Origin of the sequence: Pseudarthrobacter sp. AB1 (genome assembly GCF_014926485.1) — a bacterium.
GTDB lineage: Bacteria > Actinomycetota > Actinomycetes > Actinomycetales > Micrococcaceae > Arthrobacter.
Genome location: NZ_PZKO01000006.1, coordinates 24803 through 40765, shown reverse-complemented (window position 1 = coordinate 40765; position 15963 = coordinate 24803). Strand labels below are relative to the sequence as shown.

Genomic DNA, 15963 nt, shown 5'->3' with positions numbered 1-15963 from the left:
CAATGGTCAGCACGCCCACCCGGTCGCCGGACTCACGGCCGCACTCCGGGAAACCCGCTTCGCCCTTAAAGTCCACCATCACCGTGCCGGACCGGATCCGGGGCATGTACCGGGCCTTCTGGTCGATGTTGGAAGGAACCGGTACTTCCAAGAACGGCTCAACGTATTACCTGATCCTTGGTTCCACGCTGGCCCTGACCGCAATCGGCATCATGATGGTGCTGTCGGCCTCAAGCGTCGAATCCATCGCTGCCGGAAAATCGCCGTACGGCGACGCCCTCAAGCAGGGTATGTTCGCGGCTATCGGCATTTTCACCATGTTTGTCCTCTCGCGGATCAACGTGGTCTGGCTGAAGCGCCTGGCCTGGCCCGGCCTGGGCGTGGCCCTTCTCCTCCTGGTCCTGGTGCAGCTGATCGGTGACGAAGTCAACGGAAACAAGAACTGGATCGACCTCGGCGGCATCACCTTCCAGCCGTCCGAGGCGTCCAAGCTGACACTGGCGCTGTGGATGGCCACAGTCCTGGCCAGGAAGGGGAAGCTGCTGCGGCGCTGGCTCCACGTGCTGATCCCGGCCGTGCCGCTCGCGGGTGCGGTGATCGGCCTGGTCCTGCTGGGCAATGACCTGGGGACAGCCATGATCATCATGATGATCACCGCCGCCGCCCTCTTCTTCGCTGGAGTACCGCTGTACCTGTTCGGGTTCGCCGCCCTGGCGGCCGCAGCCGGCACAGCTGTCATGGCTATCACCAGCTCAAACCGCGTGTGCCGCATCACCTCGTGGTGGACCGGCCAGTCCTGTGCCGACGGCATTGACGCCAACTACCAGGCCACCAACGGGCTCTACGGGCTTGCCTCCGGAGGCTGGTTCGGCGTCGGCCTCGGCCAAAGCCGGCAGAAGTACAGCTGGATCCCGGAAGCCCACAACGACTTCATTTTCGCCATTATTGGCGAGGAACTCGGCCTCGTGGGCACCGTCGTCGTGCTTGTCCTCTTTGCCATCCTCGGGGCCGCCATCTACCGCGTAGTGGTGGCTCAGGCAGACATGTTCCACCGGGTCCTGGCGGGCACCATCATGGTGTGGCTGCTGGGGCAGGCCACGGTCAATATGGCCGTTGTGACAGGGCTGATGCCTGTGATCGGCGTGCCGCTGCCGTTCATTTCCTACGGCGGTTCGGCACTTCTGATGTCGCTCTGCGCCGTGGGGGTGGTGCTGTCGCTCGCCCGCGATCAGATGGCGCCGGCCCTCCGGCCGAAGAAACTGCTCAATTTCGGCGCCCGGAAGGCCGGGGGAGCCTCTGGCCGAACAGTTGCCGGCCGCAAAACAACTGGCACCAACACCGCCGGCCGCAAAAAAACCGCCAGCCCCAAAACAACCGCAAGAAAGAGTACGTAGCTCCAGATGACTTCCCAGAACCTGTCCATTGTCCTGGCGGGCGGCGGAACCGCCGGCCACATCAGCCCCCTGCTGGCCATCGCGGCCGCCCTGCGTGCGGCTGCGCCCGGTGCCAGGCTGCTCGCCGTGGGCACACCTGCCGGCATGGAAACCCGGCTGGTGCCCGCCGCCGGCCTGGAACTGGCCACCATCGACCGCGTGCCCTTTCCGCGGAAACCTTCCGTTGACCTGCTCAGGCTGCCTGCACGGCTGGCCGGGGCGGTCAGGCAGTCCGGACGCATCCTCGATGAAGCCTCGGCCGACGTCCTGGTGGGTGTCGGCGGCTACGTCTGCACACCGCTGTACCTCGCTGCCCGGCGCCGGGGCATCCCCATCGTGATCCACGAAGCCAACACCAGGCCAGGCCTGGCCAACCGGGTGGGATCGTTCCTGACATGCCACGTGGCCACCGCATTCGACACCACCCGCCTGCGCCACGCCCGCCATGTGGGCATGCCCATGCGGACCGAAATCTCCAGCCTGGACCGGGACGCTGCCCGGGCCGCCGCCCGCGAAGCCCTGGGCCTGGATCCCACCTCACCCACCCTGATTGTGACCGGCGGTTCCTCCGGGGCCCAAAGCATCAACCGTGGGGTGGCTGCCGCCGTCCAGGACCTTGGCGCGGCAGGAATCCAGACCTTCCACATCACCGGCCGCGGCAAGACGGTTTTGGGTCCCGACGGCGGCCCCCTCGCCGTACCGGGCTATCGGCAGGTGGAATACGTGGACGGCATGGAACAGGTGTACGCCGCCGCAGACGTGCTGCTTGCGCGGTCCGGCGCAGCCACCGTCTGCGAAGTGGCCGCCGTCGGAGTGCCTGCGGTGTTTGTCCCGCTGCCAATCGGCAACGGGGAACAGGCGCTCAACGCGGCGGGGCTCGTGAATGCCGGCGGCGCACTTCTGGTCCAGGATAAGGACTTCACCGCGAAGTGGGTGGCGAGCCAGCTGATTCCCCTGGTCACCGACCCCGGCCGCCTTGCCACCATGGCCGCCAGCTCGCGCTGCCTTGGCATCAGAAACGCCGATCAGCGCATGGTTGATCTTGTCCTGGAAGCGGTATCCGCATGATCCCCGCAAGCATCCGCAGCCAGGAGTCCCTGGGCCGCGTCCATTTCATCGGCATCGGCGGGGTGGGAATGTCCGCCGTGGCCCGCATTATGGTCACCCGCGGGGTCGCCGTCAGCGGATCGGACGCGAAGGACCTTCCGGTCATGGCGGAGCTGGCAGCCGCCGGCGCGAGGATCGCCGTGGGATACGCCACAGCCAACCTGGGCGATGCCCAGACCGTGGTGGCCGGCTCGGCGATCAGTGCGGACAACCCCGAACTCGTGGCCGCGCGTGCGGCCGGCCTGCCGGTGCTGCACCGCTCGGAGGCGCTGGCGGCCACCATGGGGGACGACCTCGTGGTGACTGTGGCAGGTACCCACGGAAAGTCCACCACCACCTCCATGATCACCGTCCTGCTCCAGGGTGCCGGGGTGGATCCGTCGTTTGCCATTGGCGCCAACGTGCCTGCGCTCGGCGTCAATGCCGCCCACGGCACCTCACCGGTCTTTGTGGCCGAAGCGGACGAATCCGACGGGTCCTTCCTGAACTACAGGCCCAGGATTGCCGTGGTTACCAATGTCGAGCCCGACCATCTGGACCACTACGGCACCGCCGAGGCCGTCTACGAGTCCTTCGACCGCTTTACGGCGCTGCTCCCGGCCGACGGGGTCCTGATTGCCTGCGCCGATGACGCGGGTGCCGCGGCCCTCGCAGAGCGCACGCTCGCGCGCGGCAATACCCGGGTGGTGTTGTACGGCACCTCGGGCGGGTCGGACCTGGTACTGCACGACGGCGGCCCGGGGGACGTTGCGGTCTCCTCACCCGCCGGACGGGTCGCCCTGGACCTGCAGGTCCCGGGCCGACACAACGCGCTGAACGCCGCCGCCGCCGTAGCCGTCGCGCTGGAGCTGGGGGTCGACGCCGAAGCTGCCGCAGGTGCCCTGGCGCATTTCTCGGGCGCTTCCCGGCGTTTTGAACTGAAAGGGGAGGTGCGCGGCGTGCGCGTCTATGACGACTATGCCCACCATCCCACCGAGGTCCGGGCCGCCCTGGCGGCTGCCCGGTCCGTGGCCGGCGGGCACCGCGTCCATGTCCTGTTCCAGCCGCACCTGTTCTCCCGCACCAGGGAGTTTGCCAAGGAGTTCGCGGCAGCGCTGAACCTTGCCGACACCGCCCTGGTCCTGGACATCTACCCCGCGCGCGAAGATCCCATCCCAGGCGTCACCAGCCAGCTCATCGCCGAACATCTGGCCGCCGGCGGACGGCTGGTGGAGTCGGGCAGAGCGGTCGCTGCCCTTACGGACGTGGCCGGTCCCGGCGACATCATCCTGACCGTCGGGGCAGGGGACGTGACGGCCTACGGGCCGCAGATAGTGCAGGCCCTCGGTGGGTAGTCCGCGCCGGCCTACCTACGCTTCACCGGGCAGGCGGCAGCCACCCGCGCCAGCGGAACCGGAGGTCATCTCGGCGTCCAAAAGCGCCCCGGAAGCGGATACGCCCTGTTTGCCTGGCCGCAAGAAAGTGAAGGACGCCGGCCGCAAGCGGTCAGCGGACGAGGCGCCAGCGGGCCCTGACAAGGCACCGGCAGGCACTGACAATGTGCTGGTATTCCCGGAGCCGCCCGGAAAGCGCCGCAAACGGAACATCCTGGTGACGCTGGGCATTGTCTTGGCGCTGGTCTGCGCGCTGCTGGCCGCCGCAATCTTCTCGCCGGTCCTTGCCGTAGGCACTGTATCGGTGTCCGGGACGCGGCTCGTCACGACGGAGCAGGTCCAGGCCGCGCTGGAACCGCTGAAGGGCAAGCCCCTGCCCCAGATCAGCGATGAGGAGGTCAGCCGCCTCCTGGCGCCCCTCGTTCAGATTAAATCCGTCTCAACCCAGGCGCGGCCGCCGTCAGGATTGGTGGTCCAGGTGCTGGAGCGGATTCCGGTGGCACTGGTCAAGCAGGGGGAGCAGTACCAGTTGGTGGATGTGGACGGCGTGGTGCTGGCCAGCCCCGCGGACCCGGCCGGGGTTGCCCTGCCCGTGATCGACGGCGGCGCCGGAGCCATCGGCAAGGACCTTTTCCAGGCCACTGCAGCGGTCCTCGGTGCCCTCCCGCTGGACGTGCTGTCGAGGCTGTCCAACGCATCCGCGCAGTCCGTGGATGCCGTGGAGCTCAAATTGGTGGACGGCCAGACCATCATTTGGGGGAATGCGGGGGAGAAGGAGCTCAAGGCCAAAGTGCTTGAAGCCTTGCTCAAGGTTCCCGCAGACCCGAAGAACCCCGTCCGTGTGTACGATGTGAGCGCGCCACGGCATCCGGTGACGCGGTGAACGCTTTATTTACCCGGTATTCCCGCGACACGCGGCTCCGGTTATTGAATGTCCGAACCATAGGAAATAGCGTTCCAACATGAGTTACTTGACATAACTATAACCTTCAACTCGAAGGTTAAGGTTCGAAGCTTCAAGCCCGACTCCACAGTTTTCGCAATAGGACACGAACAAGGGACACGTAACGTGGCAGCTCCGCAGAATTACTTGGCCGTCATCAAGGTCGTCGGCATCGGCGGCGGTGGCGTGAACGCAGTCAACCGCATGATCGAGGTCGGTCTTCGCGGCGTCGAATTCATTGCTGTCAACACCGATGCGCAGGCATTGTTGATGAGCGATGCAGACGTCAAGCTCGACATCGGGCGTGAGCTGACGCGCGGCCTGGGAGCCGGTGCGAACCCGGAGGTCGGCAAGCAGGCTGCCGAGGACCACGCCGAGGAAATCGAAGAGGTCATCCGCGGCGCGGACATGGTCTTCGTCACCGCCGGCGAAGGCGGCGGCACCGGCACCGGCGGCGCGCCCGTCGTCGCCCGCATCGCCCGCTCGCTTGGCGCGCTGACCATCGGCGTTGTCACCCGCCCGTTCACGTTTGAGGGCCGCCGTCGTGCGGGTTCTGCAGAGGCGGGCATCGACGCCCTCCGCGACGAAGTGGACACCCTGATCGTTATCCCGAACGACAGGCTTCTGTCCATCAGCGACCGCAACGTCTCCGTCCTGGACGCTTTCCGTTCCGCTGACCAGGTCCTGCTGTCCGGTGTCCAGGGCATCACGGACCTCATCACCACCCCCGGCCTGATCAACCTCGACTTCGCGGACGTCAAGTCCGTGATGCAGGGCGCGGGCTCCGCGCTGATGGGCATCGGCTCCGCCCGCGGTGAAGACCGTGCGGTGAAGGCTGCTGAGCTCGCCATTGCGTCGCCGTTGCTGGAAGCCTCCATCGACGGCGCCCATGGTGTCCTGCTCTCCATCCAGGGTGGTTCAGATCTTGGCCTGTTCGAAATCAATGAAGCTGCCCGCCTGGTCCAGGAAGTGGCCCACCCCGAAGCCAACATCATCTTCGGTGCCGTGATCGACGACGCACTCGGCGACGAGGCCCGTGTCACGGTCATCGCAGCCGGTTTCGACGACGTCAAGGCCACCTCTCCCTCCATGGACCAGTCGCAGCCGCAGGTTGCACCGCAGCGGCCTGCCGCGGCGCCCGCGCCGGCTCAGGCGCCCACCTCGGGCGGTAGCCACCAGCACAACGTCCAGCCGGTCCACGCCGGAGTCGGGGCGTCAGGCCTGAGCAACTGGGGCCAGCAGCGCCCGTCGGCGGTCCCCGCCGATTCAGGTTTCGACGTCGATCTGCCCTCCGTAGTGGAGCCGGACCTCTCGGGGAACCGCGCCGATGACCTGGATGTCCCCGACTTCCTGAAGTAGGCCCCGGGTTGTTCTATTGGCGGGCCGAAGTCTCTGCTGGCGTGAGTGTGGCGTTTACAGACACCCAGGCCGGCAATCTCGCCCTGCACGTCGGGGACGACGTCGCTGGCGTTCTCCAGCGCCGCGAGGCGTTGGAGAGCGCGGCCGGCATAACCCGTGGTTCCCTCCGGTTCATGGAACAGATCCACGGCACAGCCGTCGAAATGATGGAGCCGGCCACGCCGGCGCCAACCGCCGACGCCATGGTGTCGCGGGGACTGCCGCTGGCGGTCATGGTGGCCGACTGCATCCCCGCGGTGCTGGTGGGTCAGGGGCCGGGCGGTCCGGTCCTCGCCGCCGTGCACGCAGGCCGGCCGGGGATAGAAAACGGAATTCTCCCGGCGGCAGCGGAGCGGATGCGCTCAGCCGGGGCCACCGGCATCCGCGCCTGGCTGGGCCCGTCAATCTGCGGACGCTGCTATGAAGTGCCCGCGGACCTGCGCGGCCACGTGGCAGCGAAGGTGCCTGCAACGTGGGCCGCCACATCCTGGGGCACACCGGCACTTGATCTCCCGGCGGGGGCGAAAAGCCAGCTTGAAGCAGCCGGGGTTGTCATTGAATATGCGGGCCCGTGCACGCTCGAGTCCGACGATCTTTTCTCCTACCGCAGGTCCCGCACCACCGGGCGCTTTGCCGGACTGGTGTGGTCGCATGAATGAGGATGTAGTGGAGGACAACCCGGCGCGGATGGCTGATCTGGCGGAACGCCTCGCCGCCGTGCAGCGTCGCATTGAAGCCGCCGTCCAGGATTCAGGCCGGGCGGGGGAACGGCCCACGCTGATTGTGGTCACCAAGTTCCACCCGGCCGCGGATATCAGGCGCCTCGCCGCGCTGGGCGTCCGCGACGTCGGCGAGAACCGGGATCAGGAAGCCTCTTCGAAGGCGGCCGAACTGGCGGGCCTCGGCCTCAACTGGCACTTCGTCGGGCAGTTGCAGAGCAAAAAAGCGAAATCCGTGGCCAAATATTCCCACGCGCTCCATTCGGTGGACCGGCTGGCCTTGGTGGATGGCCTGGAGCGCGCCATGGCGGTGGAACAGGAGCGGACGGGCCGGGGAGCCCTGGAATGCTTCATCCAAGTCAGCCTCGACGACGACGCCGGCACCCACCGCGGCGGCGCGGCTGCGGCGGAGGTGCCGCTCCTGGCCGAGCGGTTGGCGGCTGCGGCAGGACTGGAACTGGCGGGTGTTATGGCCGTCGCCCCGTTGGGCACCGGCCCGGCTGCAGCTTTCGAAAAGCTGGCAGCCATCTCGATGCGCTTGGTGGCCGAGCATCCCGGCGCAACGGCCATCTCGGCCGGCATGAGCCAGGACCTGGAAGCGGCCATCCGTTTCGGTGCGACACACCTGCGGATCGGTTCCGATATTCTCGGATCGCGTCCTGACGTGGGGTAGCGTCGAACCCATAGGAAGTGAGTGGCGGGGGATTCAAGGCTGTCAAGTCATTGGGCGGCCCGCCTACGGACACGATTAGGAGTCGACCATGGCCGGCGCTCTGCGCAAGACAATGATCTATCTTGGGCTCGCCGATGGCGATGAACACTACGAGTCCGAGCACACCACAACACGTAAGGACGAGGACGATTCGATGGAAGTTGACCGCGAGGAACGCCGTGCACCGGCACCCGTCCGCGATGTCAGCCGCGAGTCATCTCACGCCCCCGAAGAGGAATACCGCGCACCAGTGACCCCCATCAAGCGTGCGGCCTCGAGCCGCGAAGAACCGTCCGGGCTTCGGCAGATCACCACGATCCACCCGCGGTCCTACAACGACGCCAAGCTCATCGGTGAGAGTTTCCGGGACGGCATCCCGGTCATTATGAACGTGACCGACATGGGCGAAGCGGACGCCAAGCGTCTCGTCGACTTCTCGGCCGGTCTGGTTTTCGGACTCCGGGGCAGCATCGAACGCGTCACCAACAAGGTTTTCCTGCTGTCGCCGTCGTACATTGAAGTCATTGGCGATGACAAAAAGGTCAGCGAGACCCAGGCCAGCTTCTTCAATCAAAGTTAGCCCTGAGCATATTCCAGATGCCAGACAGGTACACCTGTCTGGCATCTGTGCTGAAATAGACAAGAAACATTGGCAAGGCACCGCGGTATCGGGAATGGACATGGAGATATGAGTTAAGTCATGGGAATTATTTTCGGACTTGTCTATATCGCCCTTTTGCTGTTCTTCGTGGCGTTGATCATCCGGCTGGTTTTTGACTGGGTCCAGATGTTTGCCAAGGGATGGCGTCCGCGTGGTATCGCCCTTGTGGCGGCCCACACTGTGTATTCGATCACCGATCCGCCGCTGAAGGGGCTCCGTAGGCTGATCCCGCCGTTGAGGCTCGGAGGGGTGACCTTGGACCTCGGGTTCCTGGTCCTGTTCATCGGCGTCAGCATCGCGATGGCGGTCACCAGGGGTTTCGCGTAATCTTCGACAAGACCTAGCAGAGCGGGCGGAGTTCCTGCAATTGGAACTCCCTCTGAGCCGCGAAGAAATCTCCGGTTTGACACTCAGTGTTGAATTAGAGGAACCAGACAATATTTAGGTACCGTAGTTTTGACGGCCGGAAGGCCTACTGACTAACTAGACCAATGAGGTGACCAGATGGCTTTGACGCCAGAAGACGTTGTCAACAAGCGCTTTCAGCCGACCAAGTTCCGCGAAGGCTACGACCAGGATGAAGTTGACGACTTCCTGGACGAGATCGTTGTGGAACTCAGGCGCCTGAACCAGGAGAACGACGAGCTCCGCAAGAAGCTTGCAGAATCAGGTTCCGGCGTGCCGGCCAGCTCCGCTGCGTCCGCCCCCGTGGTCGAGAAGGTTCCCGCCCCCGTCAAGGCTGACAAAGTTGAGTCCCCGGCGAAGGCTGAAGTCGAGACTAAAACTCCCGACGCTGCCAAGAAGAAGGAAGCCGAGCCGGCCGCACCTGTTGCCGCCGTTCCAGCGGCTGCGCCCGCCGCAGCCGCTGGAAGCACGGTTTCGGCCGAGTCCGCAGCAGGACTGCTCGCCATGGCGCAGCAGATGCACGACCGTCACGTCGCCGACGGTCAGTCCCAGAAGGACAAGATCATCGCCGAGGCCCAGATTGAGGCCAGCAGCCTGGTCAACGATGCCCAGGAGAAGTCCCGGAAGATCCTCGGTGCCCTCGAGCAGCAGCGCTCCGTCCTGGAACGCAAGGTAGAGCAGCTCCGCGGCTTCGAACGCGACTACCGCTCACGCCTGAAGGCCTACATTGAAGGCCAGCTTCGCGACCTTGACGCCCGCGGTTCCGTAGCGGCCCCCGAGGTTGAAGCGAACTAGTCCGCCAAGCACGTATTCTGAGAACCGGTGGCTGAGGATTCCTCGGCTGCCGGTTTTTGGGATTTAACATCGGTTTCACAAAATGAAAGCACCATGACTGACCACCTCGCCGCTGACGCCGCAAACCCTTCTCCCTCATCGGCCCGCCCCCGGCAGGCACTCCTGCTCTCGCTCTTCGCCGGCTTCGCCGTCTTTGCGTACGTACTGGACCAGCTGACAAAACTGTGGGTGACGTCCTCGATGGTGGAGGGTGAACGTATCCCGGTGCTGCCGCCGCTCCTGCACTGGTACTTCATCCGAAATTCCGGAGCCGCATTTTCGATCGGTGAAAATGTCACCTGGGTGTTCTCCATCATCATGGCCGGCGTCGCCATCGCCATCCTGTTCCAGGTGCGCAAGCTGGGCTCGGCCTGGTGGTCGCTGGCACTGGGACTTCTCCTGGGCGGAGCCCTGGGCAACCTGACGGACAGGCTCTTCCGGGAGCCCTCGTTCGGCATGGGGCATGTGGTGGACTTCATCCAACTGCCGAATTTTGCGATCTTCAACATCGCCGATTCCGCCGTGGTTTCAGCAGTGGTCATCATCTGCATCCTGACGTTGCGGGGGACCGCCCTTGATGGCTCACGGCACGTCACAGCGCCACGGAAAGAGGCAGCCCAGCCGAAGGACACGGACGGTGTCTGAGCGTGTGGTAGTCGCCGACGAAGTCGGCGGAACACGGGCGGACGCCGGGCTCGCCAAGCTGATGGGGATTTCCCGGTCGATGGCCGCGACCCTCATCGCCGAGGGCAACGTGGTGAGCCGCGGCAAGAAGCTCGGCAAGTCCGCGCGGTTGGTTACCGGCGATGTCCTGGAAGTGACGGTGCCTGAACGACGGGACCCGCTCGAAGTGGTGGAGGAAGTTGTGGAAGGCCTGAAAATCCTGCTGGACGACGACGAATTTGTTGTTGTGGACAAGCCAGTGGGCGTTGCCGCGCATCCTTCCCCCGGCTGGGTAGGCCCCACCGTGGTTGGCGGTCTCGCCGGGGCCGGATTCCGGATCTCGACGTCCGGTTCCCCCGAGCGGGTGGGGATCGTGCACCGGCTCGACGTCGGCACGTCCGGGGTAATGGTGGTGGCCAAAACGGAGCGCGCCTATACGGCCCTGAAGCGGGCCTTCAAGGAGCGCACCGTGGACAAGGTCTACCACGCGGTGGTCCAGGGGCTCCCGGACCCGCTGGAGGGCACTATCGACGCGCCAATCGGGCGCCACCCCGGACACGACTGGCGCTTTGCCGTGATCGAAGACGGCAGGCCGTCGATCACGCACTATGAGGTGTTGGAGGCGTTTGGCAAGGCCACCCTGGTGGAGGTGCACCTTGAGACCGGGCGCACACACCAGATCCGTGTCCACTTTTCGGCGTTGCGGCACCCATGCGCCGGAGACCTTACCTACGGGGCGGATCCTCGGCTCGCCGCCACCCTGGGCCTGACCCGGCAATGGCTCCATGCCCGGCAGCTCGGCTTCGACCACCCGGCCACGGGGGAACGCGTCACCGTGACCAGCGAATACCCGCAGGATCTGTCCTTTGCCCTCGCAGTCCTGGAGTCGGGGGAAGCCTAGCGGCGGGGTCGCTGGGCCTTGGCCGGCCGGCCAGCGCTTAGAATGGTGCGGTGACTTCCAGCAATGCCTCGTTCGTCCATCTCCATAACCACACCGAATACTCCATGTTGGACGGCGCAGCCCGCCTGGGTGAGCTCTTCAACGAGACTGAACGCCTCGGGATGCCGGCACTGGCCACCACCGACCACGGATACCTGTTCGGGGCTTTCGATTTCTGGAAGCGCGCCACGGACCAGGGGATCAAGCCGATTATCGGTGTGGAAGCCTACGTAACCCCCGGTACTGCGCGCACGGACAAAAGCCGTGTCCGTTGGGGCGAGGAACACCAGCGCAAGGACGACATCTCCGGCGGTGGTTCCTACACGCACATGACGCTGTTGAGCTACAACAACGTCGGCATGCGCAACCTCTTCCGGGCTTCGTCCATCGGCTCGCTGGACGCAGTTTTCGGCAAATGGCCGCGTTTGGACCGTGAGCTCCTCAACACATACTCCGAGGGCCTGATCGCCACCACGGGCTGCCCTTCGGGGGAGGTCCAGACCCGGCTGCGGCTGGGCCAGTACCGCGAGGCCTTGGAAGCCGCCTCGGAATTCCGTGACATTTTCGGTGCGGAGAACTATTTCTGCGAACTGATGGACCACGGCCTGGACATCGAACGACGGGTCACGGGGGACCTGCTGCGGCTGGCCAAGGACCTGAACCTGCCGCTGGTGGCCACCAACGACCTTCACTACACGCACGAACATGACGCCAAGGCGCACGAGGCCCTGCTTGCCATCCAGTCAGGTTCCACGCTGCTGGAGCCGTCCTATGACAACGGCGGCTCTCGCTTCGCTTTCTCGGGCAGCGGCTACTACCTCAAATCCCCGCAGGAGATGCGGGAGTTGTTCAGGGACCACCCGGACGCTTGCGACAACACCCTGCTGATCGCCGAGCGCTGCGATGTCTCATTCAACACCGGCGCAAACTACATGCCGAGGTTTCCGTGCCCGCCGGGTGAGGACGAGACATCCTGGCTGGTCAAGGAAGTTGCCACGGGACTGGAATACCGGTACCCGGGCGGTGTCCCGGACAAAGTCCGCACCCAGGCCGACTACGAGCTCGAAGTCATCACCTCCATGGGGTTCCCGGGATACTTCCTGGTGGTGGCCGACTTCATCAACTGGGCGAAGAAGAACGGCATCCGCGTCGGTCCCGGCCGTGGCTCCGGCGCCGGCTCCATGGTGGCGTACGCCATGCGAATCACGGACCTTGATCCGCTCCTTCACGGTCTGATCTTCGAGCGGTTCCTCAACCCTGACCGGGTGTCCATGCCTGACTTCGACGTTGACTTCGATGACCGGCGCCGGTCCGAAGTCATTGACTACGTAACCCGGAAATACGGCGACGAGCGCGTGGCAATGATTGTCACGTACGGCACCATCAAAACCAAGCAGGCGCTGAAGGACTCCTCCCGTGTGCTGGGCTACCCGTTCAGCATGGGGGAGCAGCTGACCAAGGCGCTCCCGCCGGCCGTGATGGCCAAGGACATCCCGCTCGCCGACATCCAGAACAAGGACTCAAAGCGCTACAGCGAGGCGGGTGACTTCCGCCAGCTGATCGCTACCGATCCTGAGGCCGCGAAGGTCTTCGAGACTGCCCTCGGCATTGAGGGGCTGAAGCGCCAGTGGGGAGTGCACGCTGCTGGCGTCATTATGTCCTCGGATCCCATCATCGACGTCATCCCGGTCATGCGCCGTATCCAGGACGGCCAGGTGATCACGCAGTTCGACTACCCCACGTGTGAGGGCCTGGGGCTGATCAAGATGGACTTCCTCGGCCTGCGGAACCTGACGATCATTTCCGACGCCCTGGAGAACATCAAGCTCAACCGCGGCATGGACCTGGACCTGGACAGCCTGGCCCTGGATGACGTGGCCTCCTATGAACTGCTGGCCCGGGGCGACACCCTGGGTGTGTTCCAGCTTGATGGCGGTCCCATGCGGTCCCTGCTGAAGCTGATGAAGCCTGACAACTTCGAGGACATCTCCGCCGTGCTGGCTCTTTATCGGCCCGGTCCGATGGGCGCGAACGCGCACACCGACTACGCGCTGCGCAAGAACGGGATCCAAGAAGTCATCCCTATCCACCCCGAGCTCAAGGAACCGCTTGCTGAAATCCTTGGCGGGACCTACGGCCTGATCGTTTATCAGGAGCAGGTGATGGCCGTAGCCCAGAAACTCGCCGGCTATTCGCTCGGGCAGGCAGACATCCTGCGGCGCGCCATGGGCAAAAAGAAGAAATCCGAGCTGGACAAGCAGTTCGCCGGATTCTCCCAGGGCATGCAGGACAACGGCTACTCCATGGCCGCAGTGAAGACCCTGTGGGACATCCTGCTGCCGTTCTCCGACTACGCTTTCAACAAGGCCCACTCGGCCGCGTATGGCGTGATCTCCTACTGGACCGCGTACCTGAAGGCGCACTTCGCGCCGGAGTACATGGCTGCCCTGCTGACGTCGGTCGGTGACGACAAGGACAAATCGGCAATCTACCTCAACGAATGCCGGCGCATGGGAATCACCGTGCTGCCGCCGGACGTGAACGAATCCGCGCTTAACTTCACTCCCGTAGGCACCGACATCCGATTCGGCATGGGTGCCATCCGCAACGTGGGCGTCAATGCCGTTGAAGCGATGGTGGCCGCGCGCGAGAAGGAAGGCGCCTACACGTCCTTCAAGGACTACCTCATGAAGGTCCCCGCGGTGGTCTGCAACAAGCGGACCATTGAATCCCTGATCAAGGCCGGAGCCTTCGATTCCCTCAACCACCACCGGCGTGCCCTGGCGATGATCCATGAAGAGGCCATCGACTCCGTGATTACCCTCAAGCGAAACGAAGCAATCGGCCAGTTCGATCTCTTCGCCGGTTTCGAGGAGGCCGAATCCGAAGCGTCGCTGAGCATCGAGATCCCCGACCTGCCGGAATGGGAGAAGAAGGACAAGCTCTCCTTTGAGCGCGACATGCTTGGCCTGTATGTGTCAGACCACCCGCTGCAAGGCCTGGAAGGACTCCTCAGCCAGCACGCGGACCAGTCCATCACCTCGATCATCGGCGAAGACGGGCCGCACGACGGCGCCATCATCACCATCTCCGGCATGATCACCTCGCTCAGCCGCAGGATCGCCAAGGCGAGTGGCAACGCCTATGCCCGGGCCGAAATCGAAGACCTCGGCGGTTCGATGGAGGTGATGTTCTTCGGCCAGGTCTACGGCCCCATCGCGTCGGTCCTTGCCGAGGACCTGATCGTCGTGGTCAAGGGCCGCCTGCAGCGGCGGGACGACGGTGCCGTGGCGCTGAACTGCATGGAACTGTCCGTTCCGGACCTCAGTGAAGGAACCAACGGCCCCGTGCTCATTTCGATGCCCACGCACAAGGCCACCGAGGCTGTTGTCACCGAACTGGGCGATGTCCTTCGGAACCATCGGGGGAACTCGGAAGTCAGGCTGCACCTGCAGGGTGACACCCGGACGGAAGTCATGGGGCTGCCCGTCCATCTCAGGGTCAACCCCAGTCCGTCACTGTTCGGTGACCTGAAGGTGCTCCTGGGCCCAACCTGCCTGGATAACTAGGTTCCGGTAATCAGATCTGGTAGTCCAGGGGGACCGGCTGGCCATAGCCGCCGGCGTGGTACAGGAGCGGCGAGCCGTCGTCGCCCACTTCGCCGTCCACAACCTCGACAACCACCACGGCATTGTTCTCGAAGGAGAGCCGCATCTGGATCTTACCAATCAGCCAGCCGGCGACGTCTTTGAGGATCGGGACCTCGTGCGGGCCAAGTTTCCAGTGGTCCCCGCCGAACCTGTCCCTGGTGCGCGCGAAACGGTCTGCTAGCGCCTGGTTTTCCAGGCCCAGCATGTGGACACCGAGGTGGGTGGCGTTGGCCACGGCCGGCCAGGAACTTGAACTGCGGGCCATATTGAACGTGAACCGCGGCGGCTGTGCGGAAAGTGACGCCACGGACGTGGCGGTGAAGCCGTAGGGCTCGCCCTGGTAGTTCACGGTGATGATGGCGACCCCCGCCGCATGCCGCCGGAACATTTCCTTGAAAGTGCCCTCGAACGGCGTTTTGTCTGTCATCGTAAAATTTGCTCCCTGGAAAGCAGGCTGAAATGGACTCTTCCTTAAGGGTATTAGTCCCCGCCGGACAGCGAGCAATCGCTGGGCCCGGCACGTCATCTGTCAAGACTGCCCACGTCATCTGACCGGACACGCCGAGATTTGTTAAGGTTTGTTTCATGAGAGAACACATCAGCCGCCGGTCCGCCCGGCTGCCGTGGAAATGCTTTGCCGCTGCTGCTGCCGGTGGTGTTCCTGTCGGCCTGTTGTGGTGGCTGCTTGCCCCAGGTGGCTTGAACCTGATCACGCGCGACCCCGCCCTGACAGCCGGGACCAATCCGGACGTATGGCTGCCCAGGGACCTCACCCTTGCTGGACTTTGTGTGTTCGCAGGGTGCCTGGTCGCCGTGTTCCTGGCCGATAAGGGCGGCCGCGATGCGCAGGCGGCCTTTCTCCTGGGCCTGGCCGGCGGATTGGGCGGGGCCCTGATCGCGTGGCTGACCGGCGTCCTTGCGGGCCAGCTGTGGGGCGGACCCGCAGACACGTCGGTCAATGCCAGCGTCGCGTTCTCGCTCCGGTCTCTGCCCGTGCTTATTTTGTGGCCGGCCGCGACTGCCGCGTCCGTGTTTGTCCTAAGCCTGGTGAACCTGCTCAAGAGCGGGCCCGGGATCGCGGGCACGCCGGTAGCCGAAGGCAGTGCGCCCGGCGCGTAAAATGGA

Annotated in this window: 15 protein-coding genes; 14 read left to right on the top strand and 1 reads right to left on the bottom strand. The window is 64.6% G+C overall.

Annotation, left to right across the window (positions count from 1 at the left end; all coding sequences use genetic code 11):
- Window positions 1-2 precede the first annotated feature (2 nt).
- From ftsW to dnaE, 13 genes are all read left to right on the top strand, one after another.
- Complete coding sequence (gene ftsW / locus DAD99_RS01130) at window positions 3-1394, top strand: putative lipid II flippase FtsW (RefSeq protein ID WP_227007480.1); 1392 nt, start codon at window positions 3-5, stop codon at window positions 1392-1394.
- Window positions 1395-1400: 6 nt separating this feature from the next.
- On the top strand, window positions 1401-2501 hold the full coding sequence (murG, locus tag DAD99_RS01125) for an undecaprenyldiphospho-muramoylpentapeptide beta-N-acetylglucosaminyltransferase (RefSeq protein WP_193340001.1): 1101 nt from the start codon (window positions 1401-1403) through the stop codon (window positions 2499-2501).
- Entirely contained in the window at window positions 2498-3874 is a 1377-nt protein-coding gene (gene murC / locus DAD99_RS01120) for a UDP-N-acetylmuramate--L-alanine ligase (protein WP_193340000.1), read from the top strand. The genes murG and murC overlap by 4 nt, the downstream gene beginning before the upstream one ends.
- Window positions 3867-4796 (top strand): cell division protein FtsQ/DivIB, encoded by a 930-nt coding sequence (locus DAD99_RS01115; RefSeq protein ID WP_193339999.1) that lies wholly within the window; start codon window positions 3867-3869, stop codon window positions 4794-4796. The genes murC and DAD99_RS01115 overlap by 8 nt, the downstream gene beginning before the upstream one ends.
- Before the next feature lie 186 nt (window positions 4797-4982).
- Window positions 4983-6215, top strand: a complete 1233-nt coding sequence (gene ftsZ, locus DAD99_RS01110; protein ID WP_111906923.1) for a cell division protein FtsZ — start codon at window positions 4983-4985, stop codon at window positions 6213-6215.
- 8 nt (window positions 6216-6223) lie between these two features.
- The gene (locus DAD99_RS01105; protein ID WP_193339998.1) at window positions 6224-6913 is read left to right on the top strand and encodes a polyphenol oxidase family protein; all 690 of its coding nucleotides are present in this window, start codon (window positions 6224-6226) and stop codon (window positions 6911-6913) included.
- Window positions 6906-7646, top strand: a complete 741-nt coding sequence (locus DAD99_RS01100) for a YggS family pyridoxal phosphate-dependent enzyme (protein ID WP_193339997.1) — start codon at window positions 6906-6908, stop codon at window positions 7644-7646. Before DAD99_RS01105 ends, DAD99_RS01100 begins: the two co-directional genes overlap by 8 nt.
- A gap of 88 nt (window positions 7647-7734) precedes the next feature.
- Window positions 7735-8265, top strand: coding sequence for a cell division protein SepF (locus DAD99_RS01095; protein ID WP_056342219.1), 531 nt, complete (start codon window positions 7735-7737; stop codon window positions 8263-8265).
- A gap of 120 nt (window positions 8266-8385) precedes the next feature.
- Entirely contained in the window at window positions 8386-8673 is a 288-nt protein-coding gene (locus tag DAD99_RS01090) for a YggT family protein (protein ID WP_193339996.1), read from the top strand.
- A 177-nt stretch (window positions 8674-8850) separates the two neighbouring features.
- Window positions 8851-9546 (top strand): DivIVA domain-containing protein, encoded by a 696-nt coding sequence (locus DAD99_RS01085; RefSeq protein ID WP_185263230.1) that lies wholly within the window; start codon window positions 8851-8853, stop codon window positions 9544-9546.
- Window positions 9547-9639: 93 nt separating this feature from the next.
- The gene (lspA, locus tag DAD99_RS01080) at window positions 9640-10230 is read left to right on the top strand and encodes a signal peptidase II (RefSeq protein ID WP_193339995.1); all 591 of its coding nucleotides are present in this window, start codon (window positions 9640-9642) and stop codon (window positions 10228-10230) included.
- Window positions 10223-11149, top strand: coding sequence for an RluA family pseudouridine synthase (locus DAD99_RS01075; RefSeq protein WP_193339994.1), 927 nt, complete (start codon window positions 10223-10225; stop codon window positions 11147-11149). Before lspA ends, DAD99_RS01075 begins: the two co-directional genes overlap by 8 nt.
- Window positions 11150-11199: 50 nt before the next feature.
- Window positions 11200-14757, top strand: a complete 3558-nt coding sequence (gene dnaE, locus DAD99_RS01070; RefSeq protein ID WP_193339993.1) for a DNA polymerase III subunit alpha — start codon at window positions 11200-11202, stop codon at window positions 14755-14757.
- Window positions 14758-14767: 10 nt separating this feature from the next.
- On the opposite strand, the gene DAD99_RS01065 is transcribed toward dnaE, so the two are convergent.
- A complete protein-coding gene (locus tag DAD99_RS01065) occupies window positions 14768-15265 on the bottom strand; it encodes a flavin reductase family protein (protein WP_193339992.1) in 498 nt (165 codons plus the stop codon).
- A gap of 158 nt (window positions 15266-15423) precedes the next feature.
- On the opposite strand from DAD99_RS01065, the gene DAD99_RS01060 reads away from it, so the two are divergent.
- On the top strand, window positions 15424-15957 hold the full coding sequence (locus tag DAD99_RS01060; RefSeq protein ID WP_193339991.1) for a hypothetical protein: 534 nt from the start codon (window positions 15424-15426) through the stop codon (window positions 15955-15957).
- The last annotated feature ends 6 nt before the right edge of the window (window positions 15958-15963 follow it).